General features: G+C 64.1%; 22 protein-coding genes. 13 read left to right on the top strand and 9 right to left on the bottom strand.

Translation table 11 applies throughout. The annotated features are described in order from the left end of the window. Positions 1-33 precede the first annotated feature (33 nt). Complete coding sequence (locus ABID59_RS23185; RefSeq protein ID WP_354034603.1) at positions 34-1,221, bottom strand: glycosyltransferase family 4 protein; 1,188 nt, start codon at positions 1,219-1,221, stop codon at positions 34-36. A gap of 241 nt (positions 1,222-1,462) precedes the next feature. Then, positions 1,463-2,686, bottom strand: coding sequence for a polysaccharide biosynthesis/export family protein (locus ABID59_RS23180; protein ID WP_354084905.1), 1,224 nt, complete (start codon positions 2,684-2,686; stop codon positions 1,463-1,465). Positions 2,687-3,195: 509 nt separating this feature from the next. On the opposite strand from ABID59_RS23180, the gene ABID59_RS23175 reads away from it, so the two are divergent. After that, positions 3,196-3,333 (top strand): hypothetical protein, encoded by a 138-nt coding sequence (locus ABID59_RS23175; RefSeq protein WP_354034599.1) that lies wholly within the window; start codon positions 3,196-3,198, stop codon positions 3,331-3,333. 11 nt (positions 3,334-3,344) lie between these two features. Here ABID59_RS23175 and ABID59_RS23170 read toward each other — a convergent pair whose 3' ends face one another. Beyond that, complete coding sequence (locus tag ABID59_RS23170) at positions 3,345-4,502, bottom strand: glycosyltransferase (protein ID WP_354034597.1); 1,158 nt, start codon at positions 4,500-4,502, stop codon at positions 3,345-3,347. 67 nt (positions 4,503-4,569) lie between these two features. Continuing rightward, entirely contained in the window at positions 4,570-5,685 is a 1,116-nt protein-coding gene (locus ABID59_RS23165) for a glycosyltransferase family 4 protein (RefSeq protein WP_354084904.1), read from the bottom strand. A 275-nt stretch (positions 5,686-5,960) separates the two neighbouring features. On the opposite strand from ABID59_RS23165, the gene ABID59_RS23160 reads away from it, so the two are divergent. From ABID59_RS23160 to ABID59_RS23150, 3 genes are all read left to right on the top strand, one after another. Then, positions 5,961-6,980, top strand: coding sequence for an NAD-dependent epimerase (locus ABID59_RS23160; RefSeq protein ID WP_354034593.1), 1,020 nt, complete (start codon positions 5,961-5,963; stop codon positions 6,978-6,980). Positions 6,981-7,142: 162 nt separating this feature from the next. Continuing rightward, positions 7,143-8,456, top strand: a complete 1,314-nt coding sequence (locus tag ABID59_RS23155) for a UDP-glucose dehydrogenase family protein (RefSeq protein ID WP_354084903.1) — start codon at positions 7,143-7,145, stop codon at positions 8,454-8,456. A gap of 136 nt (positions 8,457-8,592) precedes the next feature. Continuing rightward, entirely contained in the window at positions 8,593-9,477 is an 885-nt protein-coding gene (locus tag ABID59_RS23150) for an aldose 1-epimerase family protein (protein ID WP_354084902.1), read from the top strand. Positions 9,478-9,483: 6 nt separating this feature from the next. Here the strand turns inward: ABID59_RS23150 and ABID59_RS23145 are convergent, their stop codons facing one another. Next, positions 9,484-10,656 carry an acyltransferase family protein gene (locus tag ABID59_RS23145; RefSeq protein WP_354084901.1) on the bottom strand — a complete coding sequence of 391 codons (1,173 nt, stop codon included), beginning with the start codon at positions 10,654-10,656 and terminating at the stop codon, positions 9,484-9,486. Positions 10,657-10,957: 301 nt separating this feature from the next. Here ABID59_RS23145 and ABID59_RS23140 point away from each other — a divergent pair, with 301 nt between their 5' ends. Further along, the gene (locus tag ABID59_RS23140) at positions 10,958-11,773 is read left to right on the top strand and encodes a response regulator transcription factor (protein WP_148753062.1); all 816 of its coding nucleotides are present in this window, start codon (positions 10,958-10,960) and stop codon (positions 11,771-11,773) included. A gap of 34 nt (positions 11,774-11,807) precedes the next feature. Here the strand turns inward: ABID59_RS23140 and ABID59_RS23135 are convergent, their stop codons facing one another. Continuing rightward, entirely contained in the window at positions 11,808-12,947 is a 1,140-nt protein-coding gene (locus ABID59_RS23135) for an alpha/beta hydrolase family protein (RefSeq protein ID WP_354084900.1), read from the bottom strand. A gap of 148 nt (positions 12,948-13,095) precedes the next feature. On the opposite strand from ABID59_RS23135, the gene pgm reads away from it, so the two are divergent. The 4 genes from pgm to ABID59_RS23115 all read left to right on the top strand — a co-directional run bounded on the left by pgm (position 13,096) and on the right by ABID59_RS23115 (position 17,804). Further along, complete coding sequence (gene pgm, locus ABID59_RS23130) at positions 13,096-14,742, top strand: phosphoglucomutase (alpha-D-glucose-1,6-bisphosphate-dependent) (RefSeq protein ID WP_354084899.1); 1,647 nt, start codon at positions 13,096-13,098, stop codon at positions 14,740-14,742. A 268-nt stretch (positions 14,743-15,010) separates the two neighbouring features. Continuing rightward, positions 15,011-16,060, top strand: coding sequence for an aromatic ring-hydroxylating dioxygenase subunit alpha (locus ABID59_RS23125; RefSeq protein ID WP_354084898.1), 1,050 nt, complete (start codon positions 15,011-15,013; stop codon positions 16,058-16,060). Between the two features lie 3 nt (positions 16,061-16,063). Continuing rightward, the gene (locus ABID59_RS23120; RefSeq protein ID WP_148753058.1) at positions 16,064-16,816 is read left to right on the top strand and encodes a GntR family transcriptional regulator; all 753 of its coding nucleotides are present in this window, start codon (positions 16,064-16,066) and stop codon (positions 16,814-16,816) included. Positions 16,817-16,823: 7 nt separating this feature from the next. Continuing rightward, positions 16,824-17,804, top strand: coding sequence for a PDR/VanB family oxidoreductase (locus ABID59_RS23115; protein WP_148753057.1), 981 nt, complete (start codon positions 16,824-16,826; stop codon positions 17,802-17,804). A 30-nt stretch (positions 17,805-17,834) separates the two neighbouring features. Here ABID59_RS23115 and ABID59_RS23110 read toward each other — a convergent pair whose 3' ends face one another. Further along, positions 17,835-18,200 (bottom strand): nuclear transport factor 2 family protein, encoded by a 366-nt coding sequence (locus tag ABID59_RS23110; protein WP_148753056.1) that lies wholly within the window; start codon positions 18,198-18,200, stop codon positions 17,835-17,837. 102 nt (positions 18,201-18,302) lie between these two features. Here ABID59_RS23110 and ABID59_RS23105 point away from each other — a divergent pair, with 102 nt between their 5' ends. From ABID59_RS23105 to hemC, 4 genes are all read left to right on the top strand, one after another. Next, positions 18,303-18,893, top strand: a complete 591-nt coding sequence (locus ABID59_RS23105; RefSeq protein ID WP_354033796.1) for a TetR/AcrR family transcriptional regulator — start codon at positions 18,303-18,305, stop codon at positions 18,891-18,893. A gap of 54 nt (positions 18,894-18,947) precedes the next feature. Continuing rightward, complete coding sequence (locus tag ABID59_RS23100) at positions 18,948-20,573, top strand: GMC family oxidoreductase (protein ID WP_354084897.1); 1,626 nt, start codon at positions 18,948-18,950, stop codon at positions 20,571-20,573. A 348-nt stretch (positions 20,574-20,921) separates the two neighbouring features. Then, a complete protein-coding gene (locus tag ABID59_RS23095) occupies positions 20,922-23,216 on the top strand; it encodes a S8 family serine peptidase (RefSeq protein ID WP_354084896.1) in 2,295 nt (764 codons plus the stop codon). 85 nt (positions 23,217-23,301) lie between these two features. Beyond that, positions 23,302-24,282, top strand: a complete 981-nt coding sequence (gene hemC, locus ABID59_RS23090) for a hydroxymethylbilane synthase (RefSeq protein WP_354084895.1) — start codon at positions 23,302-23,304, stop codon at positions 24,280-24,282. A 70-nt stretch (positions 24,283-24,352) separates the two neighbouring features. Here the strand turns inward: hemC and ABID59_RS23085 are convergent, their stop codons facing one another. Together ABID59_RS23085 and ABID59_RS23080 are read right to left on the bottom strand one after the other, a co-directional pair. Next, positions 24,353-25,183: a tetratricopeptide repeat protein gene (locus ABID59_RS23085; protein ID WP_354033791.1), complete on the bottom strand. Its 831-nt coding sequence runs from the start codon at positions 25,181-25,183 to the stop codon at positions 24,353-24,355. Then, a complete protein-coding gene (locus ABID59_RS23080) occupies positions 25,177-25,845 on the bottom strand; it encodes a FecR family protein (protein ID WP_354084894.1) in 669 nt (222 codons plus the stop codon). Before ABID59_RS23080 ends, ABID59_RS23085 begins: the two co-directional genes overlap by 7 nt. Positions 25,846-25,904 lie beyond the last annotated feature (59 nt).

Genomic DNA, 25,904 nt, shown 5'->3' with positions numbered 1-25,904 from the left:
TAATCGTCTGTGAACGAACCCCGAGAGCCCTTCTCATCTTTCTCCATCGGTGTTCGAGCTGCCTTCTAAATAGACGTCGAGATATTGTCCGGTGACAGCTTCCGGTGTGAAGCTGTCTGCAAAGTCAGGCCGAGGCGGAAAAGTCTGCTTCCATTTCGGCGCTTCGCTGATGGCCTGCTTCATCAGTTCGGCGAGCTTGTGGAAGTCACTTGGCTCGTACGAGCCGAGTGTCGTCGAGAAATGAGAGATTTCTGGTATTCCGCCGGCGGTAGAGCAAATGGTCGCACGTCCGGCATTGATGCTTTCTATCAGTGTACGCGGCAACGGCTCCGGCCAAACCGAGCTAATTAGGCAAACATCCACGGCGGAGTAAAATTCCGCGGACCTTACGAAGCCAAGCCATTTGATCCTCGGATTATCATACCGTCCCTTCAGCTCTCTCACGTAAGCTTCAAGGCCCTTTCCGGCGATTTTGAGTTGCCAGCCCGAATCGGGGAGCAGGGAGACTGCTTTAAGGACGACATCGATGCCTTTTTCGGGCTCAATCCGGCCGATAAAGCCGAAACTCAGGTCGGCGTCCGGAGACGGCGGGGCAAGTCCCGCGCTGGCGTCCGCGATATTGTAGATCACCTTGTGAGGTACGCCCGGGAAGAAGCCGGGTTTCAGGTGCCGCTCCAGCACATACTGGCTGTTGGAGACCACCGCATCAACCATGCGCGAGGCGTAGAGATATGGCATGGTCATCGTCTTGCATGCCAGGCAGCGCTGCTTGCACGTGTCGCCCTTGCTGAACAGCGTCGACCGTTTGCAGATGAGCGAGTAGTCGCGCAGCGTATGGACGACGCGGATGTTGCGGCGCTTGGCCTCCGCCCACAGCGACACGGAGAATCCGGTCAGATTGTTGGTGTGGACGACGTCCGGCTTCTCGGTGTCGAGGATCGCGCCAAAGCGCTTGGCTGCACGCCTGTTCCAGGTATCCCGCAGATGCCATCGCAGTCGGTCGAGCCGCGGCGGCTTCCGCGTCTGTCCGAACGGCCAGTATGTATTGTCGATCTGCACCCGGTAGGTGCGGATGCCGTTGCGATCCCCGACCGACACGTCGCCCGCCTGCTGCAGGCAGACGACGGCGACCTGGTGGCCGTTGCGCATGAAGGCTTCTGCGAGCAGCGATACCGATACCTCGGCTCCACCCATGATGTCGGGAGGATAGAGGGTGTTCACGATAAGTATCTTCAACGATCGCCTCATGCGTTGATCGTAGATGGGAGCGCACCTCGCTTGCCACGCAATAGCTGGCTCTGCAATCGCATTCGAGCCCAAAACGGCGTGAACGATCACGTCGGAATGAGGCCGAAATAGTCACACCATATTCAAGAAGCGGGCCATGACATCCTGCCCGGACCTCGCGCGTGGCGAGATCCGGGCTAGAGAGAGTCTCGAGCGTGGCCGCTACTTGTGGCCGTTATTTGGAGTTGACCACGACGCTGGAGATGTTCGACGCGTTCGTTGAAGCTGCGTCCAGCGGAGCCATGACCTTGATGAATTCGGTCGATGGCGATTCAGCGACCGAGACCACGTCGTGATCGCGCATCCTGAACGTATCGGCCTGGAACCAGCCGTCAGGCTTGCTCATGTCGAACTTGTAGACGGCCGGGACGGTCGCGGTCGGGAACTGCGACACGTCGACACCGATCTGCTGGAGCAGCGGCTTCGGCTCGAAACGATAGACGTAGATGGACTTGGAATCGGCCCGAGAACCATCGAGACCGCCGGCCTTCGCGAGCGCCTCGGCAAGCGACATGTTGTCGTTCTCGAAGGTGAAGCGGCGGTTGTTGGTGCCGCCGATCGAACCCGGCGACGGCGTCGAGCCGAACGCCATGTACACCCTCGGAATACGGGTGAGGAAGACGACGTCGCCAGGAGCCAGCAGCACGTCCTCGCTGGGATGATGCACGACCGATGACATCGACTCGTTGTAGGTGCGTCCTTCGCGCTTGATCGTGATCGTGCTCTCGTAGGACGGATATTTTGGGCCGCCGGCGCGCGCGATCGCGCCCATCAGGCGGATGCCGCCCGGGTCGACCGGGAAGCGCTGCGGCGAATTGACTTCGCCGAGCACGCTGATCTGGTTGCCGCGCTGTTCCGCGACGCTCACGACCGCCTGCGGATCGATGGCGCGATCCTTGAGGCGTTCGCGGATGATGCTCGAGACGGCGCGCGGCGTCAGGCCGGAGACCTTGATCGATCCGGCGTAGGGGATGTTGATGTTGCCGGACTGGTCGACCTGCTGGCGCGGGATGTCGACGAAATTGCCCGGCCGCACGCTGGCTTCTCGCGGAATGAACAGGCCGCCCGCCTGCGCTTCGTAGACTGTCACGGTGACGATGTCGCCGACGCCGATGGTGACGTCGCGATAATTGCCGCCGGGGAGGCGGGAGAACAGCAGTCCGGCGCTGTCCGTAAACCCGTTGGTCGCCCGCAGCACGGCCGGATTGGCCGGCAGCAGGGCATAGGCGAGCGGCGCGGTCGGCTCGGTGACCAGCGCGGCATTTTTTTGCGTGGATACGGCATCGGGAGCGTCTAGGGGAATGAAGCCCGCGCAGCCGGTCAACGAGATGCTGATCGTAGCGACAGCCAGAATCCGGCCAATTCCGAAATCCAAATGAGCCTGTTCGGTCTTAGCCAATGTCGTTCCCTCGTACGCACCTAAAATCTGAATCACCGTAGCAACTGTCCAGCTACTGAGTCACTGCTGCCTCTTCGTGTTTATGGTAAAGCACTTATGGCTGTGACCTTATTGCCACTTGTGAACCGTGATACACGAGCAAATTTCTGTCCAAAAATTGTGCGGAATACGCTCTTTTTGATGCAGTTCGCAGCGAGGCCATACGAGTGTCAGATCGATGTCATGATTAAGGCAGATGCCGCTCTTGTGAGCGGTGCTGACGTCGGCCCGCGTGCATCCGACAGCCTCGCCGCGAAGCGACATCGCCGTAAAGTTCAAGTGTCGGATTCGGACCTCGGCGTACCCTGCGTTGCAGAAATCCTGCACGGATACTGCGTCGATATTTCAGTAACGGGATTCCGCCTCCGTTAACGCTTAGATTTGGAAGCTGGCGTCACGCTGGCGTCCGTAAGGTCTTCCTAATCCCGATCCGGCTAGGTATCGGCCAAACAAAAGGGAAGGCGAAGACAATGTTGCAAACCGGGCTGCTCGCAGCCGGCTTTCTCATTTGTGCGATGGCCGTCATGTTCGCGATCGCGTGGTCGTTCTCCGATCAACGCGTCATCGATGCCGACCTGGCGCAGGGCGACGTCCACCGGATGGCCTGATCGACAGGTCCCTACGGTCGCAGATTGTTCGAGAAGTCGGACTGCAGCTTTGCCTCGCCGGTCTCGCTCTCGCCCAATTGCAGGACGTCGGCATAGACCGCGCTCAGGTTGCGATGGGTCTGCTCGATGTCGTAGAGGCGGGTGAAGCGCTCATATCCGGCCCGGCCGACCGCAGGCAGATCGAGCCTGGTGGCGCGCTTGAATCCTTCAATCAGCTTTTCGGGCGAGACTTCGTCGCACAGCACGCCGGTGGCGCCGTCCTCGACGATTTCCGGCAGGGCGCCGATGCGGAATGCGATGATCGGCTTGGCCGCACGCATCGCCTCGATGGCAACGAGGCCGAATGCTTCCCAGCGCGACGGAATCGCCACCATGTCGGCCTGATCCAGTTCGGCCTCGATCTGGTTGCGGTCCATCCAGCCCAGCAGCGTAACGTTGGAGGGCAGATCGCTTCTCCGGAATTTGCTGACGACCGAGGCGCCGATGAGGCGCACATCCAGCGTGGCTCCGAGCGCGCGGGCCGCCTCGATCAGGAGATCATATCCCTTCTGGCGGTCGAGGCGTCCGATGAACAGGACCTTGATCTTCTCCGACCGCCACGGTGCTGCGCGCGTATCGAGCGTGGGGCGCTGCTTGGAAATCCCGTTGTGCACGAGGACGAGGCGTTTTGCCGCAATTCCGGCCCGCCTGGCGTCGACCCGCTCGCTCTCCGAGATGCAGACGATGCGATGGGTCAGCTTCGACAGCACAAGTTCGGTGAACTCGGTGACGGCGCGGCTGAGACGGCCCGTCTCGCGGCCGAAGGCCCATCCGTGCGGACAATAGACGATGCGAGAGCGCCGGTAGGCCAGCCACAGCACCGGCCGCACCACGAGCCCGGCGAATGACGAATGCAGGTGAATGATGTCCGGCTGCTGCTGGCGGACCGCGCGCATGGTCGCGGACAACATGGCAAACAGGCCGACAGCGTTGCGGCCGTCGCGCGGGAAGGTGGTGACGGCCTCATCCTCGATGTTGACCAGGTCGCCGCGATGGTCGGACGGAACGACATAGCTGACGTTCCCGCGTCCGAAGCTCGCGCTCTGATGCGGATGAAGCTCGTTGAGGTAGGTTGCGATGCCGCCTCTCACCGTCTCGGCGACATGCAGAACCTTCAGGCCGCTGGACAACGGTCGATCCTTCCTTGTCTCGCAGAGACCATGTGTACCGTCTCCAAGCAGCAATATTTGGGCCGAGTCATGGTGCCGCTCCGCGGGATGCGGCCTGCGGAGCCGATTTGGCGAGCACATCGAGCATGGCGGCGGCCGATTTGGTCCACGAATATGTCGCGAGCCGCTCCCGCTGCTTCTCTTGTTCCGCCGGCGAAATCCTGCCGAGATCAATTCTTTCGTGCATCCGTGCCGACAACTCGCCGGGGTTGAGCGGGTCGAAGTAGACGGCGGCGTCAGCGCAGGTCTCGCGAACGGCTTCCGCGGAACTCGCAATGACCGGGCAGGCGAAGTACATCGCCTCCAGGGGAGGGATGCCGAAGCCCTCGTACAGACTCGGAAACACGAAAGCTGCAGCCCGGGCGAAGAGCGCGGCGACTTCCTCGTCCTTGAGGCGGCCGGCGATGACGATTCCGGCTTTCGACTCGGTCGCGCCGCCGCCGAAGACCTTGCTGTTGTCGCCTCCGACCACGACCAGCGGGAAATCCGGACGGCCGAGCCGCTCGGCCGCACGAATGGCTGTGTCGACATTCTTGTTCTTCGTCATCGAGCCGACAAAGAGGAAGAAGCGGTAGGGTTCGAGGCGCAGGGACTCGATGATCGAGAAATCGGGCGCGACCGAGGCGAAGTGCTCCGCACTGTTTGGAACGATCGGGATCGATGCGGGATCCAGCGAGAGCGCGTCGGCAAGTTCGTTGCGTGAAAACGCCGAAACCGTTGCAATGGTTGCGGTGCGTGCCAGCAAATAGCCGAGCGATCGATGCAAGACGAGGTATCGCCAGCTGAAGAAGTCCGGCCGTTTGAACACTTGTGCATCGTGAATGACGACAAGATGGTCGCGGTGGAGCACCGGACCGGAATTGGCGAGGCTGACGAGACGCGTGCCGGCGGCCGCGCGCGCCAGATCGATCTGGTCCCATGCGTGCCCGCGCAAAGTTCCGACCTGCTTGACCTTGATGCGGCCAAGACCGGCGAGCGCCTGTGCATCCGGCGGCACCAGGATCTGCCACTCCGCATCCAGGAGTTGCGGTGCCGCCTTGCCGCTCGTGAGCAGGCGGTCCATCGCTTTGACGATCTCGGCGGCATAGCGTTGCACGCCTGTCAGCGATTGTGTCAGGAACCTGCCGTTGATGGAAAGTTTCAAAGCCGATCTTTTTCTTTGCGCGTGTCTTGCGCGAACAATGCCTCAAGACTGGGCATCCGCGCGGAATGGACGGTCGATATGATCTCTAGCACATGCAGCGCTATCGTCCGAGTATCCTCGCAGCCGGATAGCATGCGTGGATGCATGATGCCATCATGTTTCCTACACAATTCGATGCGCTTACATGGACGACAAGCCTGACTCGATGATGTCGTCATCGTCAAAACCTTGCCTCTCATGTCCTGGTCTGGCATTGCATTCGCGGAATGAACGAGATGACAACTTTGCGACCAGTGATCGTGACCGGCGCTGCCGGCTTTATCGGAATGCACGTTTGTGAACGGCTGTTGGCGCGTGGCGAGCAGGTCGTTGGTATCGATGCGTTCACGCCGTATTACGATCCGGCGCTGAAGCGCGCGCGCCTCGAAAAGCTCAAGCACCTTCCCGGCTTCAGTTTCCACGAGATCGACCTTGCCGATTTTGCCGCGGTGATCCGCGTATTCGATGAAGTCGCGCCCGATCGGGTTGTCCACCTTGCAGCGCAGCCGGGCGTCCGTGCCTCGATCGACGATCCCATCACCAGCATCCGTGCCAATTGTGACGGCTTCGTCACCGTGCTCGAGGCCGGCCGGCGCCATGGTCTGGCGCATCTCGTCTACGCCTCGTCGAGCTCGGTCTATGGCGCCAATCGCACCCTGCCGTATTCGACCGAGCAATCGGTCAACCACCCGGTCAGCCTCTACGCCGCGAGCAAGAAGGCCAACGAGCTGATGGCGCACACCTTTGCGCATGTTCACAAGTTGCCGGTGACCGGTCTTCGCTTCTTCACCGTCTACGGTCCGTGGGGGCGGCCCGACATGGCCGCTTATCTGTTCACGCGCGCGATCTTCGCGAATGAGCCGATCAAGATTTTCAATAATGGCGACATGTGGCGCGACTTCACCTATGTCGACGACATCGTCGAGGGCGTGATCCGCACCCTCGATCGGCCCGCAGCTCCGAATCCCGCGTGGAACGCGGAGCGGCCTGAAAATTCGTCGAGCTATGCGCCGTACCGCGTCTACAACATCGGCAACAACAGGTCGGTCAAGCTGCTCGAGTTCGTCGAGACGCTCGAGAGGATCATCGGCAAGCCTGCGATCCGCAAGCTGCTGCCGATGCAGGCCGGCGACGTCCTGGAGACGCGCGCCGACATTTCCGCCCTCCAGCGCGACGTCGGTTTCGCGCCGTCGACGCCAATCGCGGAAGGCCTCGCGCGTTTCGTCGAATGGTATCGAAAGTACCACGGCGTGTGATCGCCGAAGCGACGGCAGGACACAAGAAAATACCCGGGCGGCGACGGCTAAGGTTTGTTCGGCTGCGCAAAGCAGCCTGCCCTAATGTTGGGCGTGCGGCCGGATAGAGAAATGGTCTAGGGTGTTCAGTGGAGCATCCGTCGTCAACGGAAAGAGTTTCTCATGCGAATTGCGATGATCGGCACGGGGTATGTCGGACTGGTGTCCGGAGCCTGCTTTGCGGATTTCGGTCACGACGTCACCTGCGTCGACAAGGACGAGAAGAAGATCGCGGCGCTTCATCGCGGCGAGATCCCGATCTATGAGCCGGGCCTCGACGAGCTGGTCGCGACCAACGTGAAGGCCAAGCGGCTCGACTTCACCACCGACCTGTCGAAGCCGGTTGCCGACGCCGACGCCGTGTTCATCGCGGTCGGCACACCCTCGCGTCGCGGCGACGGCCACGCCGATCTCTCCTACGTCTACGCCGCCGCGAAGGAGATCGCGCGGTCGCTGTCCGGCTTCACCGTCGTGGTGACCAAGTCGACCGTGCCGGTCGGCACCGGTGACGAGGTCGAGCGCATCATCCGCGAGGCCAATCCGCTAGCCGACGTCGTCGTCGCCTCCAATCCTGAGTTCCTGCGCGAGGGCGCCGCGATCCGCGACTTCAAGTTCCCCGATCGCGTCGTCGTCGGCACCTCCGACGAGCGCGGCCGCAAGGTGATGGGCGACATCTACCGCCCGCTGTCGCTGAATCAGGCGCCGCTGATGTTCACGGAACGCCGCACCGCCGAGATGATCAAATACGCTGCCAATGCGTTCCTCGCGACCAAGATCACCTTCATCAACGAGATCGCCGATCTCTCGGAAAAGGTCGGCGCCAACGTCCAGGAGGTCGCACGCGGCATTGGCCTGGACAACCGCATCGGAACCAAGTTCTTGCACGCCGGTCCCGGCTTCGGCGGCTCCTGCTTCCCGAAGGACACCAAGGCGCTGATCAAGATCGCGCAGGATTACGACGTGAGCTTGCGCATCGTCGAATCCGTGCTGGCGGTCAACGAGAACCGCAAGCGCGCGATGGCGCGGAAAGTAAGCCAGGCGCTCGGCGGCTCGCTGCGCGGCAAGACCATCGCCGTGCTCGGTCTCACCTTCAAGCCCGACACCGACGACATGCGCGATGCGCCGTCGATCCCGCTCGTCACCGGCCTGATCGACATGGGTGCGAAGGTGAAGGCGTTCGATCCCGTCGGCATGGAGCAGGCGAAGGGCGAGCTGCCCAGCATCACCTATTGCGAGGACGCGTATTCCTGCGCGCAAGGTGCCGACGCGCTGGTCATCGTCACCGAATGGGTGCAGTTCCGCGCGCTCGATCTCGACCGGCTGAAGGCGATCATGGCGCAGCCCGTCGTCGTCGACCTCCGCAACATCTACCGCCCCGAGGAGATGGCTGCGGCCGGCTTCGTTTATGAAAGCGTGGGACGGTCGTCCCGAGCCTAGCACGGCAATGCGCCACTGAGCGTTGCGGCTGTTCGCTCGCCTCGTTCCAGGGCGAGCGAAATCGTTTCCAATGCGGTATGGTCTGCTCGCATGAGGCCAGATGCCCTTCGGGCCTTCGGCGTGATGGAGGACTGCCATGACCGACGACACCCACACGATCCGCAGCGGGCCTCTCACCGCGACCATCAAGGCGCACGGCGCCGAGATGTGCTCGCTCAAGCACAAGGACGGCACTGAGTTCGTCTGGCCGGCAGGTCCCGCCTGGGCGCGCCATGCGCCGCTGCTGTTTCCGATCGTCGGGCGTCTCGCCAATGACGAGATGCGGTACCGGGGCAAGACCTACCGGATGACCCAGCATGGCTTTGCGCGCGACAGCCGTTTTGTCTGGGCGGAGCGCGGCGAGAGCCGTTGCACGCTCGTGCTCGAGGACAGCGAGGCGACGCGCGCGCTCTATCCGTTCGCGTTCCGGCTGACGGCGGCCTATGCGCTCGACGAGTCCGGTCTCGATCTCTCGCTCACGGTCGCCAACACCGGCCAGGTGACATTGCCGGCGTCGCTCGGTGGCCATCCCGCTTTCAACTGGCCGCTTCAGGCTGGCGTGCCGAAAGAGAGCTACGCCCTGACGTTCACGAACGAGGAGCCGTCTCCGGTTCGCCGTGTCGAGGGCGGACTCCTGCTCGCGGCAACGGATCCAAGCCCCGTCCGAGGCACTGTGCTTCCCCTGTCGGAAGCCCTGTTCGCCAATGACGCCGTCATCCTCGACCCCGTCAAAAGTGATGCGGTCCGCTATGCCTCCACGGATGGCACCGGGCCTTGGCTCAAAATGTCCTGGCGCGGCTTTCGCGAACTCGGCGTCTGGTCGAAACCATCAGGCGCGCCGTTCCTCTGCATCGAACCCTGGCGCGGCTATGCCAGCCCCAAAGACTTCGACGGCGATTTCAGCGACAAGCCGGGCCTGATGCACATCGCACCCGGGGCAGAGGAGCAGTTGTCGTTCCGGGTCGAGGTGGGAACGTCATGAGGCCGATCATACGCCGGCGCTGCGGCTGTTGAGCGCCACGCGAGCCGTGGTGACGGGCTCCGCGCGCGCGGCTTTGGTCGCCGAAGATGTCAGGCGATGCGCCAGATCCTGCGCGTGCCGCTCGACCAGGTGCCAGGTCGCGCGCGCGACCAGATAGCTCAGTACTGCCGTGACGACATAGGCGAGCAGCAGCGACGCCAGCCCGTCCGCGAACGGCCAGATCTGGTGCAGGCCGAAGATCACCGCGAAATGCGACAGGTACATCGAATAGGAGTTGCGGCCGAGCGCCTCGAGTGGTTGCAGGCGGATCGCAAGGCGGATGCACCAGAACACGAGTGCGCCGAGCACGAGGTTGATCACGAGATAGTTGAACTCGTGCGATCCGGTCGCGCGGTCGGCGACAAAGGACAGCGCGACGAAGCCTGCGAGGATCGCGGCGTCAGACTTCGCAAAACCGTCGCGCAGCGTGAAGAACAGCGCGCAGCCGACCAGGAAGACCGGCAACTGGTTCAGGAAGCTGATGTGCAGCGCGTTCCAGACGAACGCCTCGTGGCCGGGGCCGTAATAGGCCGAGAACAGCGCGAACGCCCACGGCTTGAACAGGCAGACATTGACGAGGTGCAGCACGATCGCGAGCGCAAGATAGAGATGACGGCGCGATCCGAACGCCGTGATCACGAACGGGAAGAAAAGATAGAACATCATCTCGGCTGCGATCGACCAATCGCCCGGCACGACGCTATTGACGCTGTCCGGCCAGAAGCCGTGCAGGAACGTCGCGGTCAGGATCACCTGGAGCGGTCCGATGCCGTTCGGTGCGTTGGTGCTCGGGCCCGTGCCGTTGATGAACAGGTAGACCGGGATCGCGAGCCAGAACAGCGGCGCGATGCGCAAGAAGCGGCGGATGTAGAATTTGCGCGTCGGGCTCGCTTCGGTGCGCTGTGTCCACATCAGGCACATTGTCATGGCGCTGACGAAGTAGAACACGTTGACGCCGGTCCAGCCGCACATGAAGGCGTAATCGACGGCATGGATATTTGACGGAAAAGATTGCGAGACGTGGATCGCCATCACGCCGACGATGGCAAGGCCGCGCAGGAAGTCGAGGCTGTGCGAGCGGCCGAAGGGCGTTGCGCCTCGGTCGGTCCGACCGGCAGCCAACCGGGCCTGCCCCTGCATCACGCCTGCTCCGTGGTCTTGCCGTTCTCTCGCGCTTGCGATGCGAAAGCATAGAGGCGGTGACGTCCAAACCGAAGCGGAAGCCTTCCTTTACGTTAACCGGCGGTTGAATCCAGAGCCGGATGAGCAGGCTTGTTGGTGCCGGGCGCGGGCCGAAGCGGGCCGAGTTCCGCGCATCGGTGCGCTCAGTGAGAAGTGTGGGCCAATTCATACTTAATACTTCAATACCGTGACCAATATTGTTTGGGCAGCATAACAAGCCTAGTGTTCAAGCAGGCAGTTTCGGGGGCTCGAATAAGCCGTGAATGTACGTTCACAGGACAGCGCGTCGCGCGGCGGCCTGAATTTTCAGGGCGGCTCAAACGCACACAGGACATCCAACATCGTGGCCGATTCCGCACTTCAGGAATTGCGTCCTATCGGGCGCGAGCGATTGATTGTGGTCGAAGACGACCCGGTGATCCGGACGATGCTGGTCGGTTACTTCAGCGAGAACAATTTCGACGTGGTCGGCGCCGGTACCTGCGCGGAATGTCGCCAGGCGCTGCGCGCGCGCACCGATCTGGTCTTCCTCGATTTGCAGTTGCCCGACGGCGACGGCTTCGAGCTCGCCAGGGAGATCCAGGCGACCAGCAATGCGGGCATCATCTTCGTGACCCGCCGCGACACCGATGTCGACCGCATCCTCGGCCTCGAGATCGCCGGCGATCATTACGTCACCAAGCCGATCAATCTGCGCGAGCTGCTGGCGCGTGCGCGCAGCGTGCTGCGGCGGCGCTCGATCGACCGCAAGGCGGCGCGCAACCACAATTCGATCGCCTTCGGCGACTGGATCATCGACCTGACGCGGCGCGAGCTGCTCGGCAGCGACGGCAAGCCGGTGGCGCTGACGCGCGCCGAGTTCGATCTGCTCGCCGCGCTCGTCGGTGCGGATGGCAGGCCGCTCAGCCGCGACTATCTGATCGAGGTCGTCAGCAACCGCCAGGCCGAGGTCGACATCCGCACGGTCGATGCGCTGGTGGCGCGGCTGCGTCGCAAGCTCGTCGGCAGCGGCACGCCCGTCATCGCCACCGTCACCGGTGTCGGCTACAAGCTCGCGCTCAGCGAGCGGCTCTGATCTCAACTGTCGAAAGATCCGATCGCCCGCGTACCTATCGTGTGCGGGCGCTTTGATCCGTGGTGATTTGTCGTGTCGTCCCCGCCAGCTGGTCGTCGACCGCGTAGAGCGTGCAGGTCGGCGACCATTTCATGCAGGCCGCGAGCGAATCGCGTTGCGCATCGTCCACGGTGTTGCGCCCCGAGCGCCAGCCGTAACCGCCATTGGGCGATACCGCAAAGGCCTTGTGCGGCATGGTGCTGGCGAGATAGCGCGCAAACTCGGCTTTCGCCGCGTCACTGAAATGGCCCGGCGGCGGCAGCGGATCGGGCGGGCTCAGCATGTCGTGGGCGAGCCCGCGCTCGCGCAGGAAGGCGTCGAGATAAGGCGTCCATTGCGGGCGGCCGGCCACGGAATAGAGATAGTGGCCGTCGTCGCCGTAAGGCGGTGCCGTGACGAATTTCGCGCTGCCGCCGCCGGCGCGAAAGGCGGCATAGAGGCGGCGCGCCAGGTCAGGGCCGAAGTACAGATCGTTGGTCGCGTAGACCCACAGCATCGGCACCCGTGAGGACTTGCCGAAGCTGGCGAAGGCCTGCACCAGCCCATCCTCGTTGCAGACGTCTTCGTCATCGTCGCGCGAGCCGCGGCCGCCGGCAAAGCTGATCGCGGCGACGAGGCCGGGCGGCGGCTGCGCCGTCAGCGCGACGGTGGCGAGCCCGCCGGCGGAATGGCCGGCCGCGATCATGCTCGTCGTGGTGACATCAGCCCGGCGCGACATCGCATCGATCGCCGCGCGCAAATCCGCGATCGCAACGGCTGCCGCCGGCAAATAGGCGGCATTGGCGCAGCCGCCGGCGCTGTCGGCCCGGCCGCCGGGCGAGGTGCCGTAGCCGCGCCGCATCACGATCAGCGCGGCGAAACCGCGCCGGGCATATTCGAGCGCGATGCCGTAATATGCATGCGCCGTCATGGTCGCGCGATCGCCAAAGCTGCGCGGCGTGCCGTGGCTGAGCAGCGCGAGCGGATAGCGCTTGGTCCCGGCCGGGCGGACCAGAAACGCCTCCAGTCCCTGCGGCCCGGCTTCCGTCATCGGGATGCGGAGGTCCTCGGTGTAGAATTCCGCGGCCCGCGCTGGCGCAAAGCCCATCGCGAGCGAGCCAATCAGCAGAAATAAGAGCCTGTGAAACAGCGCCATGTGCCGACTCGAAAAAAGACCAGATCAAAAGAAGACCATAGCACGATCTCCGGAACAGCCGCCCACCGCGCGTGTTGTGCCCTTGGCGCGGGCCCGGCCGATGCTATGGTGTGGCGCAATCTCTGTACGACAGGACGAGGATATTTCAGTGGCTGATGTTGATCCCGCGGCGGGCAAAGTGGTCTCGCCGGACGCGCTCGCCAACATTCCGCGGCTGGTGACGGCCTATTTCGCGGGCAAGCCGGACGCGGCCGACCCGGCGCAGCGGGTGGCGTTTGGCACCTCCGGCCATCGCGGCACCTCGCTGAAGAGCTCCTTCAACGAAGGCCACATCCTCGCGACCACGCAGGCCATTTGTGACTACAGAAAAGAAAAGGGGCTGACCGGGCCGCTCTTCATCGGCATCGACACCCATGCGCTGGCCGAGCCGGCGCTCGTCAGCGCCGTCGAAGTGTTCGCGGCCAACGGCGTCGAGGTGATGATCGACAAGGACGGCGGCTACACGCCGACGCCTGTCATCTCGCACGCGATCCTGACCTACAACAAGGGCCGCACGTCGGGTCTGGCCGATGGCGTTGTCGTCACGCCCTCGCACAATCCGCCGGAGGATGGCGGCTACAAATACAATCCGCCGCATGGCGGGCCGGCTGACACGGATGTCACCGGTGTCGTCGAGAAGCGCGCCAACGCCTATCTCGCCGACGGCCTCAGGAGCGTGAAGCGCATCGACTATGCCAGGGCGCTGAAATCGTCGACCGTTCACGCCTACGACTACATTACCCCGTATGTTGCCGATCTCGGCAATGTCGTCGATCTCGAGCTGGTCAAATCCGCCGGCATCAATATCGGCATCGACCCGCTCGGCGGCGCTGCCGTACATTACTGGCATCCGATCATCGCGCGCTATGGCCTCAAGGCCAGTGTCGTGAACGAGGCGATCGATCCGGCCTTCCGTTTCATGACCGTCGACTGGGACGGCAAGATCCGCATGGATTGCTCCTCGCCCTATGCGATGGCGAGCCTGATCGCGATGCGTGACCGGTTCGACGTTGCGTTTGCCAACGACACCGACGCCGATCGCCACGGCATCGTGACGCGCACCGGCGGCCTGATGAATCCGAACCATTATCTGGCGACCGCGATCTCCTATCTGTTCGCGCATCGCCCGAACTGGGGCGGCAGCGCTGCGATCGGCAAGACCGTGGTGTCGAGCTCGATCATCGACCGCGTCGCCAAGAAGCTCGACCGCAAGCTGGTGGAGACGCCGGTCGGCTTCAAATGGTTCGTCGACGGGCTCCTCACGGGCGGCTTCGGTTTCGGCGGCGAGGAGAGCGCTGGGGCCTCGTTCCTGCGCCGCGACGGCACGGTGTGGACCACCGACAAGGACGGCATCATCCTCGGCCTGCTCGCAGCCGAGATCATGGCCAAGACCGGCCGCGATCCGAGCCAGCTCTTTGGCGATCTCACCGCCGAGCTCGGCGTGCCCCATTACGCCCGCATCGACGTCGCAGCGACCGCGCCGCAGAAGAACATCTTGAAATCCGTCACGCCCGAGCAACTTGGACTGAAGGACCTCGCCGGCGATCCGGTCCGCGCCACGCTCAGCAAGGCGCCCGGCAACGGCCAGCCCTTCGGCGGCATCAAGGTCGAAACCGACTATGGTTGGTTCGCCGCGCGGCCGTCGGGGACGGAGGACGTCTACAAGATCTACGCGGAAAGCTTCCGCAGCACCGAGCACCTGAAGCGGATTCAGCAAGAGGCGCAGGCCGGGCTGAAGAAGGTGTTCGGGGCGTAGGGACCGAGCCGAGCGCCGCTATCGTTACCCCAGATGATGTCATCACCCGCGAAAGCGGGTGATCCAGCACTCCGCGGCGCCGATTTGATGAATCAACGACCGCCGCGGAGTACTGGATTCCCCGCCTTCGCGGGGAATGACAACGGGGTTAATCCTGTATACACAGCATCAGAAGAAGGTATTATAATACGGCAATTCAGGCCTTGAATCATTCCGTCTCCCAGCTATTGTATACATAGCGCATACATAAGCCTTGGGAGATCGCCCAATGACAAAACCCTTCCCCATGAACGCCTGGTACGCCGCCGCCTGGGACGCCGACGTCAAGCCGGCGCTGTTGCCGCGGACGATCTGCGGCAAGCACGTCGTGATGTACCGCAAGGCCGACGGCGCGGTGACCGCGCTGGAGGATGCCTGCTGGCACAGGCTGGTGCCGCTGTCCAAGGGCCGGCTCGAAGGCGACACCGTCGTCTGCGGCTATCACGGCCTGAAATACAACGCGCAGGGCCGCTGCACCTTCATGCCCTCGCAGGAGACCATCAACCCGTCTGCCTGCGTGCGCGCCTATCCCGTCGTCGAGCGTCACCGCTACGTCTGGCTCTGGATGGGCGATCCAGCGCTCGCCGATCCCGCGCTGGTGCCCGACATGCACTGGAATCACGATCCGGCCTGGGCCGGCGACGGCAAGACCATCCGCGTCAATTGCGACTACCGCCTCGTGCTCGACAATCTCATGGACCTCACCCACGAGACGTTTGTGCACGGCTCCTCCATCGGCAATGACGCGGTCGCCGAAGCGCCGTTCGACGTCACCCATGGCGAGAAGACGGTGACGGTGACGCGCTGGATGCGCGGCATCGAGGCGCCGCCGTTCTGGGCCAAACAGCTCGGCAAGTCCGGCCTCGTCGACCGCTGGCAGATCATCCGCTTCGAGGCGCCGTGCACCATCGCCATCGACGTCGGCGTGGCGCCAACCGGCACCGGCGCGCCGGAAGGCGACCGCTCGCAGGGCGTCAACGGCTTTGTGCTCAACACCATCACGCCCGAGACCGAGAAGACCTGCCACTATTTCTGGGCGTTCGTGCGCAACTATCAGATCGGCGAGCAGCGCATTACCACCGAAATCCGCGACGGCGTCTCCGGCATCTTCCACGAGGACGAGCTGATCCTGGAGGCGCAGCAGCGCGCCATGGACGAGAACCCGGACCGCATCTTCTACAATCTCAATATCGACGCCGGCGCGATGTGGATGCGCAAGCTGATCGACAGGATGCTCGCGAAGGAGAACCCGCCGCAGCAGCTCCAGGCCGCGGAGTAGATCATGGCCGAACGTGAGGTCGACCGCTCCGTCTCGCAGACCGTGAAGGCGCAGCTCGCGTTGCGCGACCAGATCCTGTCGGGGACTTTACGTCCCGGCGAGCGCATCTCCGAGCTGCAGGCGGTGGAGACCACCGGCGCCTCGCGCACGCCGGTGCGCATGGCGCTGGTGCGGCTGGAGGAGGAGGGCCTGCTGGAGGCGATTCCCTCCGGCGGTTTCATGGTGAAAGCGTTCTCCGAGCGCGACATCTCCGATTCCATCGAGCTGCGCGGCACGCTGGAAGGCCTCGCCGCGCGCTTTGCCGCCGAGCGCGGCGTCTCCGCGCGCGAGCTCGAGCCGCTCAAGGAGTGCCTCGCCGCGATCGACGAGCTGCTGCGGCAGGTGCCGATCTCGATCGAAGCCTTCTCGTCCTATGTCGCGCTGAACGCGCGCTTCCACGCGCTGCTCACCGAATTGTCGCGCAGCCCGCCGCTGATCCGGCAGATCGACCGCGCCTCGGCGCTGCCGTTCGCCTCGCCGAGCGCCTTCGTGATGGCGCAGTCGGCACTGCCCGAGGCGCAGCAGATCCTGATCATCGGGCAGGAGCACCACCGCGTCGTGATCGACGCGATCGAGAACCGCGAGGGCGCACGGGCCGAGGCCGTGATGCGCGAGCACGCCCGGCTCGCGGTGCGCAACTTAAGGCTCGCGCTGCGCAACCGCACCCATCTCGATTTGCTGCCGGCGCTGGCGCGGATCATGACCGCAACCGATTGAGGGCACCATGCGCTTCGTCGAAACCTGGATTCCGGCCACGCTCGTCTCGACCCGCGATCTTGCGCCCGCCATCCGCGAATTCCTGATTCGGCCCGACCAGTTCGATGGCAGCGCCTATCCGGTCGGCAGCCACATCAATGTCAGCGTCACCATCGACGGCCAGCCCGAGACACGGTCCTATTCGCTCGTCGGTGAAGCCTCGCCGCAAGGCTTCAGGATCGCGGTGCGCCGTGCGGAGGATTCCCGCGGCGGCTCACGCTACATGTGGCAGCTCGCGCCGGGCGCACGGCTCGACATTACGCGGCCGTCGTCGCTGCTCGCGGTCGATTGGACGCGCCAAAACTATTGCCTGATCGCCGGCGGCATCGGCATCACCCCGATCATCAGTGCCGCACAGGCGCTGGCGCGCCGCGGCGCCGCTGTCACGCTGCACTACGCCGTGCGCGGGCGCGCTGACGCCGCCTATCTCGACGAGCTCTCAAGCCTGCTCGGCGACCGCCTGGTCGTCCATGCCAGCGATGAAGGCAAGCGGCTCGATCTCGACAGCCTGTTCGCCGCACTGCCGAAGGGTACGCTGACGCTGTTCTGCGGCCCGATGCGCATGCTCGATGCCGCCCGCCACGCCTGGATCGGCGCCGGGCATCCGCTTCCCGATCTCCGCTACGAGACGTTCGGCTCCAGCGGCACGCTGCCGACAGAGACGTTCCGCGTGCGCCTGAAGGGCTCCGGTGTCGAGCTCGAAATCCCGCGCGAGCGCTCGATGCTTGATGTCCTCAACGCCAGCGGCTTTGAGGTGATAGCCGACTGCAAGCGCGGCGAATGCGGCCTCTGCGCCATCGACGTCGTCGAGGTCGACGGCGAGATCGACCATCGCGACGTCTTCTTCAGTGATCACCAGAAGCAAAGCAACCAGAAGATCTGCGCCTGCGTTTCGCGCGCGCGGGGAACCATCACCGTGGATACGCTGCTGCGGGCGGATGCGGTTTGACGCTAGCAGTTCGGCCTTGAGGGCGCCCGTTCATCGTCCCATCTGCTTCGGATCGTAATAGAACCGCTCCTCGATCAGCTGGTCGCCCCGCCAGGTCTGCCACGCGATTTCGTCGAGTGTCCGCGTCACACCTTCGGCATTGGTGAAGCTGAACTTCCAGCGTGAGGCGACATTATTGCCTTCGATCAGGCTCGGCCCGATCCGCACCGCCTTGACTTCCTTGAAGGCCGCCAGCACGCCGCGCTCTTTGGCCGCGAGCTTGTCGCGACCGACCATGGGTTCGGTCTGGTTTTCATACGTCGCGGCGTCCGGAGAGTAGTAATCGAGGATCGCTCCGACAAAATCGCCATCCTCCAACCGCTTTGCAAAGGCTTCGACAATCTCACGGCTCGGCATTGGCAGCACCTCGAGTTACAAACCGACTGACGGTCTGTAAATACCGACCCTTGGTCGAAAAGTCAACTGGTGGGATCCGCCGAATTGGACTAGACGGGGCTGATGGCGAAGCAGGCGGAGCGGCGGGCCGCGACATCGGAGGCGATCCTGACGGCGGCGCGCCGGTTGTTCGGGATGCAAGGGTTTGCCGCGACGACGATGGACGAGATCGCCGAAGCCGCCGGCGTCGCCAAGGGCGCGGTCTATCATCACTTCAGGACCAAGGAGGCGGTGTTCGAAGCGGTGTTCGACCTGGTCTCGCGCGACCTCGTCGCCGAGATCGACAGCACCGCGCGCGCCGAGAAGGACGTGCTGGCCGCGATGGTCGCCGGCACCCAGCATTATTTTGCTGTGACCGCCAAGGGGCCGACCGGCCAGATCATTCTGCGCGACGGTCCGGCCGTGCTCGGCTGGGAGCGCTGGCGCGAGATCGACGCAAAACACTTTGGCGGCAAGATGCCGCGTGCACTCGCGGTGGCGATGGAGGCCGGCCTGATCGCAAGGCAGCCGGTCGAGCCGCTGGCGCGGCTGCTGCTCGGTGCTGTGACGGAAGCCGCGGTCGCTTGCGCCGGGCGCGCCGATATCGCAAGGGCGGGCGCGGAATATGCCCGTGCGTTCAAGTCGCTGGTCGAGGCGCTGCGCCTCCGCGCATGATTGTGCTAATCACGACACTGGAAACGCCCACACCGACAAGAAGAACAATAGCGCATGAACGCAAATTCCATTCTCGCCCCGTCCGATCCCGAGTTCGACTACATCATCGTCGGCGCCGGCTCTGCCGGCTGTGTGCTCGCCAATCGCCTGTCGGCGAACGGCAAGCACAGCGTGCTGCTGCTCGAGGCCGGCCCGAAGGATTCCAACATCTGGATCCACGTGCCGCTCGGCTACGGCAAGCTGTTCAAGGAAAAGACCGTCAACTGGATGTACCAGACCGAGCCGGAGCCCGAGCTGAAGGGCCGCCAGGTGTTTCAGCCACGCGGCAAAACGCTGGGCGGATCGAGCTCGATCAACGGCCTGCTCTATGTTCGCGGCCAGCATGAGGACTACGATCGCTGGCGCCAGCACGGTAATGCCGGCTGGGGTTATGACGACGTGCTGCCCTATTTCAAGAAGGCGGAGAACCAGACGCGCGGCGCCGATCAATATCACGGCAGCGGCGGACCGCTGCCGGTCTCCAACATGGTCGTGACCGATCCGCTGTCGAAAGCCTTCATCGACGCCGCGGTCGAGACCGGTCTGCCCTACAATCCCGATTTCAACGGCGCCACGCAGGAAGGCGTCGGCCTGTTCCAGACCACGACGCGCAACGGCCGTCGCGCCTCGACGGCGGTGGCCTATCTTGGCCCCGCGAGGACGCGCAGCAATCTCAGGGTTGAAACCAAGGCACTCGGCCAGCGCGTGCTGTTCGAAGGCCGCCGTGCGGTCGGCGTCGAATTCCGGCAAGGCGCGAGCGTGCACCGCGCGCGGGCGCGAAAGGAGATCGTGCTGTCGAGCGGCGCCTACAACACGCCGCAGCTCCTGCAGCTCTCCGGCGTCGGGCCTGCGGATCTCCTGCGCAAGCACGGCATCGACGTCGTGCTGGACGCAGCTGGCGTCGGCCACGATCTCCAGGACCACATGCAGGTCCGCATCGTGATGCGCTGCTCGCAGAAGATTACGCTCAACGACACCGTCAACAATCCGATCCGCCGCACGCTCGCCGGCGCGTGCTATGCGCTGTTCCGCAAAGGCTGGCTGACCATCGCGGCCGGCACCGCAGGCGCGTTCTTCAAGACCAATCCGCGGCTGGCTTCGCCCGACATCCAGGTGCACTTCCTGCCGTTCTCGACCGACAAGATGGGCGAGAGGCTGCATGATTTTTCCGGTTTTACCGCGTCGGTGTGCCAGCTCCGGCCGGAAAGCCGCGGGTCACTGCGCATCCGGAGCGCGGACCCGACGGTGCCGCCGGAGATCCGCATCAACTACATGTCGACCGAGACCGACCGCACCACCAACGTCGAGGGCCTCAAGATCCTGCGCAAGATATTGAACGCGCCGGCGCTGAAGCCGTTCGTGGTCAGCGAGTACGATCCCGGCGCGAAGGTATCCACGGACGCCGAGCTTTTGGATTATTGCCGCGAGCGCGGCAGCACCATCTACCATCCGACCTCGACCTGTCGTATGGGCAACGACGCGCTCGCGGTGGTCGACCAGCGGCTGAAGGTGAGGGGCCTCGAAGGCTTGCGCGTCGTCGACGGCTCGATCATGCCCGACCTCGTCTCGGGGAACACCAACGCACCGATCATCATGATCGCGGAGAAGGCGTCCGATATGATATTGGAGGATGCGCGGTAGGCCGCGCCCGTCGACCTCAAGCGAATCCAGGTTCCTTCCGCCGGCCGCGCTGTATCCGCGACGCCCGCCTATGGCGGGCTCCTCGCCATGAGGGTGTGATATCTCGCCGCAAAACGCGACCCTCATTCTGAGGGCCCGCCGCAGGCGGGCGTCTCGAAGGATGGCTGCAAGCGAGTTGGTCGCCGCGTCTTTCTTCATATGCGATAGCCCTGTGGGAAGCCGCGTGCATGTTCCGCGGCTGTTTTCGCCAAATTCAGTGGCCCTACGCGTTGCATGTGATTGCAACCAAAGGTAAGATTGGTCCAATAATTCAATTTATTTCCATCACGAACTGACAGGGAGGGTGTCATGACGCGCATTCTCAAGATTTATGATTCAGAGGCCGCCACCAAGGCCGGCTCGCCGTTGAGAGTGATCGAGACTTATCCGGCCTTCACCGTCGCCGAAGTGCCGGACAGCGCCGCTAACGACATCAAGCGCAATTATCTGACCGAGGACATCACGGATCAGTACACGCTGCCGGCGGCGGGCGGCATCGACACATCGATGGCGCGCATCAATGCAAAGGGCAAGACAGTGGCCCATCCCGCCTACAAGAAGGCGCCGAGGTTGAGCTCCGGGCCGCATCACTACATCGTGCAGTTCATCGGACCGATCAAGCAGGATTGGCTCAAGGCCGCGAGCAAGGCCGGGGCCGACTTCGTGCAGCCCTATGAGGGGTTCTCCTACATCGCGAACATGGCGGCGAAGGATCTCGCAGCCGTCTCGTCGCTGCCCTTCGTGCGCTGGGTCGGCCATCTCCCGTTTTCGGCGCGACTGGCTGCCGACACGATTCCCGGGCCGGGAAAGGCGCTGGGCGAGGGGCTTCCGGAGGTGCCACGCACGCGCATTCGCGCTGGCGTCTATACGGTGCAGTTCTTTCGCGCGACGCAGGCGGCCAAGGCGATCAAGCAGGTCACTAAACTCGGCTTCGATATCCTCGACAAGCGCAAGGGTTCCGACGTTCTCATCGTGGGGACCAAGCGTACGACGGCCACGGCCGTCGCGCGCCAGCTCGAGCAATTGTCGCGCGTCCACGGCGTGAGCCAGATCACCGAGCGCGCCATTCCGCGCAAGTCGAATGACCGGGCCGCCGTCGTCATGGGGACCGCGGCTTCGCTCGGGCATCCGGGCCTAGGTCTCAATGGTGACGGTGAGATCATTGCGGTAGCCGATACCGGACTGGACAGTGGCGACCCGAACAACATGCATCCGGATTTCGTCGGCCGCATCAGCTTCATCAAGAGCTATCCCATCACGCGCGACTACAGCAGGTTCATCAAGAATCCCGGCGGCGATGATGGGCCTGCTGATCTCGACAGTGGCCACGGCACGCACACCACCGGTTCGGTTCTTGGCAGCGGCATTGCCAGCTCCAATTTTCAGGGATTGACGGGGCCGGTCCGCGGCCTGTCGTCCGGCGCTCGGCTCGTCTTCCAGGCGATCGAGCAGGAGATGAAATGGAAGAACCCAGCCGATCTGGCGAAAAACGGTCGCTTCCTGCTGTCCGGGATTCCCAACGACCTGGCCGTCCTGTTCGGCGATGCCTATGCAAAAGGGGCACGCATTCACTCGAATTCCTGGGGCGGCGGGAATCCTGGAGAATATGACGAGCAATGCCAGCAGCTGGACAAGTTTGTCTGGAGCAAGCCCGACTTCTGCATCCTCTTTGCTGCAGGCAACGATGGCACGGACGCAGATCGCAATGGCGTGGTTGATCTGGGCAGCGTCACGGCGCCCGGGACCGCGAAAAACTGCATCACCGTTGGCGCGTGCGAGAACAACCGGCCGGAATTCCACATGACCTATGGCGATAGCTGGCCGAAGGACTACCCGGCCGAGCCGCTCAAATCCGCGCAGGTGTCGGACAATCCGGACGACATTGTGGCCTTCAGCAGCCGGGGCCCCACCGCGGACGGACGGATCAAGCCGGACGTCGTCGCGCCCGGGACGTTCATCCTGTCGACACGGTCGCGGATGATCGCCGAGAACAATTTCGGTTGGGCGAGGTTCGACCAGAGCAAGCTGTACATGTATGACGGCGGCACCAGCATGGCGACGCCGCTCACCGCGGGCGCCGTCGGCGTGGTCAGGCAGTATCTGCGCACCAACCGGGGCATCGCCTCGCCATCGGCAGCGCTACTCAAGGCTACGCTGGTGACTTCGGCCGTCTTTCTGAGCGGCGCGGCGTCCTCGTTGGACAACAATCAGGGATACGGCCGGGTCGATCTCGACGCGGTTCTGGCACCGCCAGATCCACTGCGCGTGAACTTTGCGGAGGGACGAGGCCTCCAGACCGGCGAGATGGACCAGCGAACCGTCACCGTGGCGAAGCCGGGCGCTGCGTTGCGGGTCGTGATGGCCTATTCCGATTTTCCGGGGGCGGCGCTCGTCAATAATCTCAACCTGGTTGTGCGGGCACCCGACGGCGCGGTTTTCGTCGGAAACAGCGGGCAGCCGGCGGGAGCGTTCGATTCGAAGAACAATGTGGAACTGGTCCATATCGCCCAGGCCGCCGCGGGAGATTACATCGTCCAGGTGATCGCCTCGAACGTCGCCTCGGGTCCGCAACCTTTTGCTCTTGTCGTTCAGGGGGCGATGTGAAATCTGTGCCTCCCGGCTGCGATTGTCGGCCGTCCGGGGCTCGCGGCTTCTGCCGCGGACCCAGGTCTCACGTGGAGCACGGATCGTGGCACATCGGATTCGGATCGGCACCCGCAAGAGCGCGATGGCGCTGGCCCAGACGGAAGAGATTGCGCGCCGCCTGACTGCCGCCATGCCCGATCTCGACGTCGAGATCGTCAAGTTCGACACGTCAGGCGATCTCGACCAGACCAGCAAGCTCCTGCCGCATGGCGGCAAGGGCGGCGCCTTCGTGGCGCAGATCCGCGCCGCGGTGCTGGCGGGCGAATTGCAGGCGGCGATGCATTCGCTGAAAGACATGCCGGGCAACGAGGACACACCGGGCCTCGTCATCGGCGCCACCCTGTCGCGCGATCCCGCCAGCGACGCGCTGGTGCTGCGCGATGGCGTCACGCTGGAAGCGCTGCGCCAGTCGCGCGGCAAGGGTTTTAAAATTGGCACCAACGCGGTCCGCCGCGCGGCCTATGCGCGGCGGTTGTTTCCCGAGATCGAAGTCATTCACTTTCGCGGCGCCGCCGACACGCGCGTGCGAAAACTCGACAATGGCGAGAAGCAGAAGCTGCCGGATGGCGGCGCGGTGGGACCGGCGGACGCACTGATCATGGCACGCTCGGGCCTCGACCGCGTGGGTCTGTCTCATCGCATGGCCTACGAATTCACCGCCGCCGAAATGCTGCCCGCGGCGGGGCAGGGCATCGTCGCGGTCGAATGCGCGGCGCAGGACTGGCAAACGCGGCAGATCCTCGCATCGATCGATGATCCCACGGCGCATGCTTGTGCCGATGCCGAACGCGAAGTGCTGTGGGTGCTCAACGGCCACTGCAACTCGCCGGTGGCGGGTTTTTCGACCATCGACGGCGATCAGATGTCGCTCACCGCCTCCGTGCTCGACCTCTCCGGCAACACCATCATCGAAGCCTTGCGCACTGGCCCTGCCAACCGTCCGCGTGAGCTCGGCCGTGCCGTGGGACTCGATCTGCTGGACAAGGGCGCCGCCGAGATCATCGAGCGCAGCCGGCCGCGGTAATCCGTGTATCCATAGGTCCAGTGGAGTGCCTCGGTTCAGACCAGATGGACAACCTCCTGACAGACCACACCTAGTGCACGCCATAGCGCGCGAATTCCTCCGCGATGTCGGTCCGGAGGGCCTTCGCGGCCGCGACGTCGGCATCGCCGGCGGCGATGTCGCCGCGGCGGGCCTTCGCCAGGCCCCGGCCGTACAGCGCGGCCGCCAACTTCGGGTCGATGCGGAGCGCGGAATCGTAGTCGGCGATCGCCGCCGCGAAACGTCCGGCCCTGAGGTTCGCCAGCGCGCGGGAATCGTAGGTCGCCGAGGTGTGGGCGCCGGCGCCGATCGCCCTGTCGCAAGCCTCCATGGCGTCCCGCGCCTCCGTCGAACTCGCCCGGATCCAGCAGAGGCCGCTCCAAGCCCCTTCTAGGTCGGGGTCGAGACGCACCGCTTCGGCGTAGTCGCGCTCCGCGCGCGTCGGATCGCCCTTCTTCAGCCGGGCCTCGGCGCGGTTGGCGAAGGCCCGCGCATAGGTCGGAGCGAGGTCGACGGCCCGGTCGAAATCCTCGATCGCGGCGTCGTAGTCGCCCTTTCTCAGTCTGGCCGCTCCGAGGTTGTTGACGGCCTTGACGAAGGCCGGATCGACCGCGATGGCGCTTTCGAAGTCGGCCGCGGCATGGTCGTAGTCGGCCTTCTCGGCGTAGGCGACGCCGCGGTTGTTGTAGGCGATGGCGAGGGAGGACGGGCCGCCCTGGTTCGCCTCGATGAAGGCCGAGCAGGCCATGATCCGCATGTCGGGGGCGGCGGCGCCGTTGCACAGCTCGACGTTCCGGAACTGGCCTTCGTTCGGCTTCTGTGCGGCGGCCGGCACGAGCAGCAGGATCACGATCGACGCCGCCCCGAGGCGCGCGTTCAGCATCCGCGGCAGATGCCGGGGGTACGCTCGGCCCTCCCCTCCCGCGCCGGAGCGGGCGCCCTGCGCTTCGGAACGCCGCTCTTGTCCAGCACCCGGTCCTTGCCCTCCTCGATCAGGGTGGAGAACCTGACGGTGCCGTCGTCGGAGACCTCGATGTGGGGCGTGGTGCCCCGGATGCCCATGGTCGCCACCGGAGTGTCGACCTTCATGTCGCCGCTCTTGGCGACGGCACCGGCCACGAAGGTGGCCGTCCCCCTGGTCAGGTTGAACAGGCTCGCGTTGGATTTGGCGCCCGGGTCGTAGACGAATTCGTTCATCTCCATGCTGGCGTTGCTGGACAGATTGAACGAAGAGCCGTCGGCGAAATTGATGCCGAGCTTGCCGTCGGCGCCGGTCTTGACCACGTCGCCCTGGTAGACCGGGTCGCCGACCTTGACGGCGGCCTTGTCGTCGGAAAGGGCGGTCTGGACGACGGCCGCGCCGACGTGCTCGACCGCCACCTTGCCGACGATCATCACGATCTTGCCGATGGGTTTGACGTCGGATGGCGGCGCGTTCTGCGCCGACGCGCTCCGGGATGCGGTCAAGCCGAGACACAGGACGCCGAGACACAGGAAGCCGAGACGCAGGGCCGCGAGGCCCGCCATCGTCCGTCGCCCGTCCATGCCGCTTCTCCCTTCGCGAGAAGAGCCCCATCATCGCACCCCGCGAATGATGGCAGAGC

This window comes from Bradyrhizobium sp. S3.3.6 (assembly GCF_040546905.1).
Lineage (GTDB): Bacteria > Pseudomonadota > Alphaproteobacteria > Rhizobiales > Xanthobacteraceae > Bradyrhizobium > Bradyrhizobium cytisi.
Note: the sequence above shows the minus strand (reverse complement) of the source record. Positions and strands in the feature narration are given on the sequence as shown.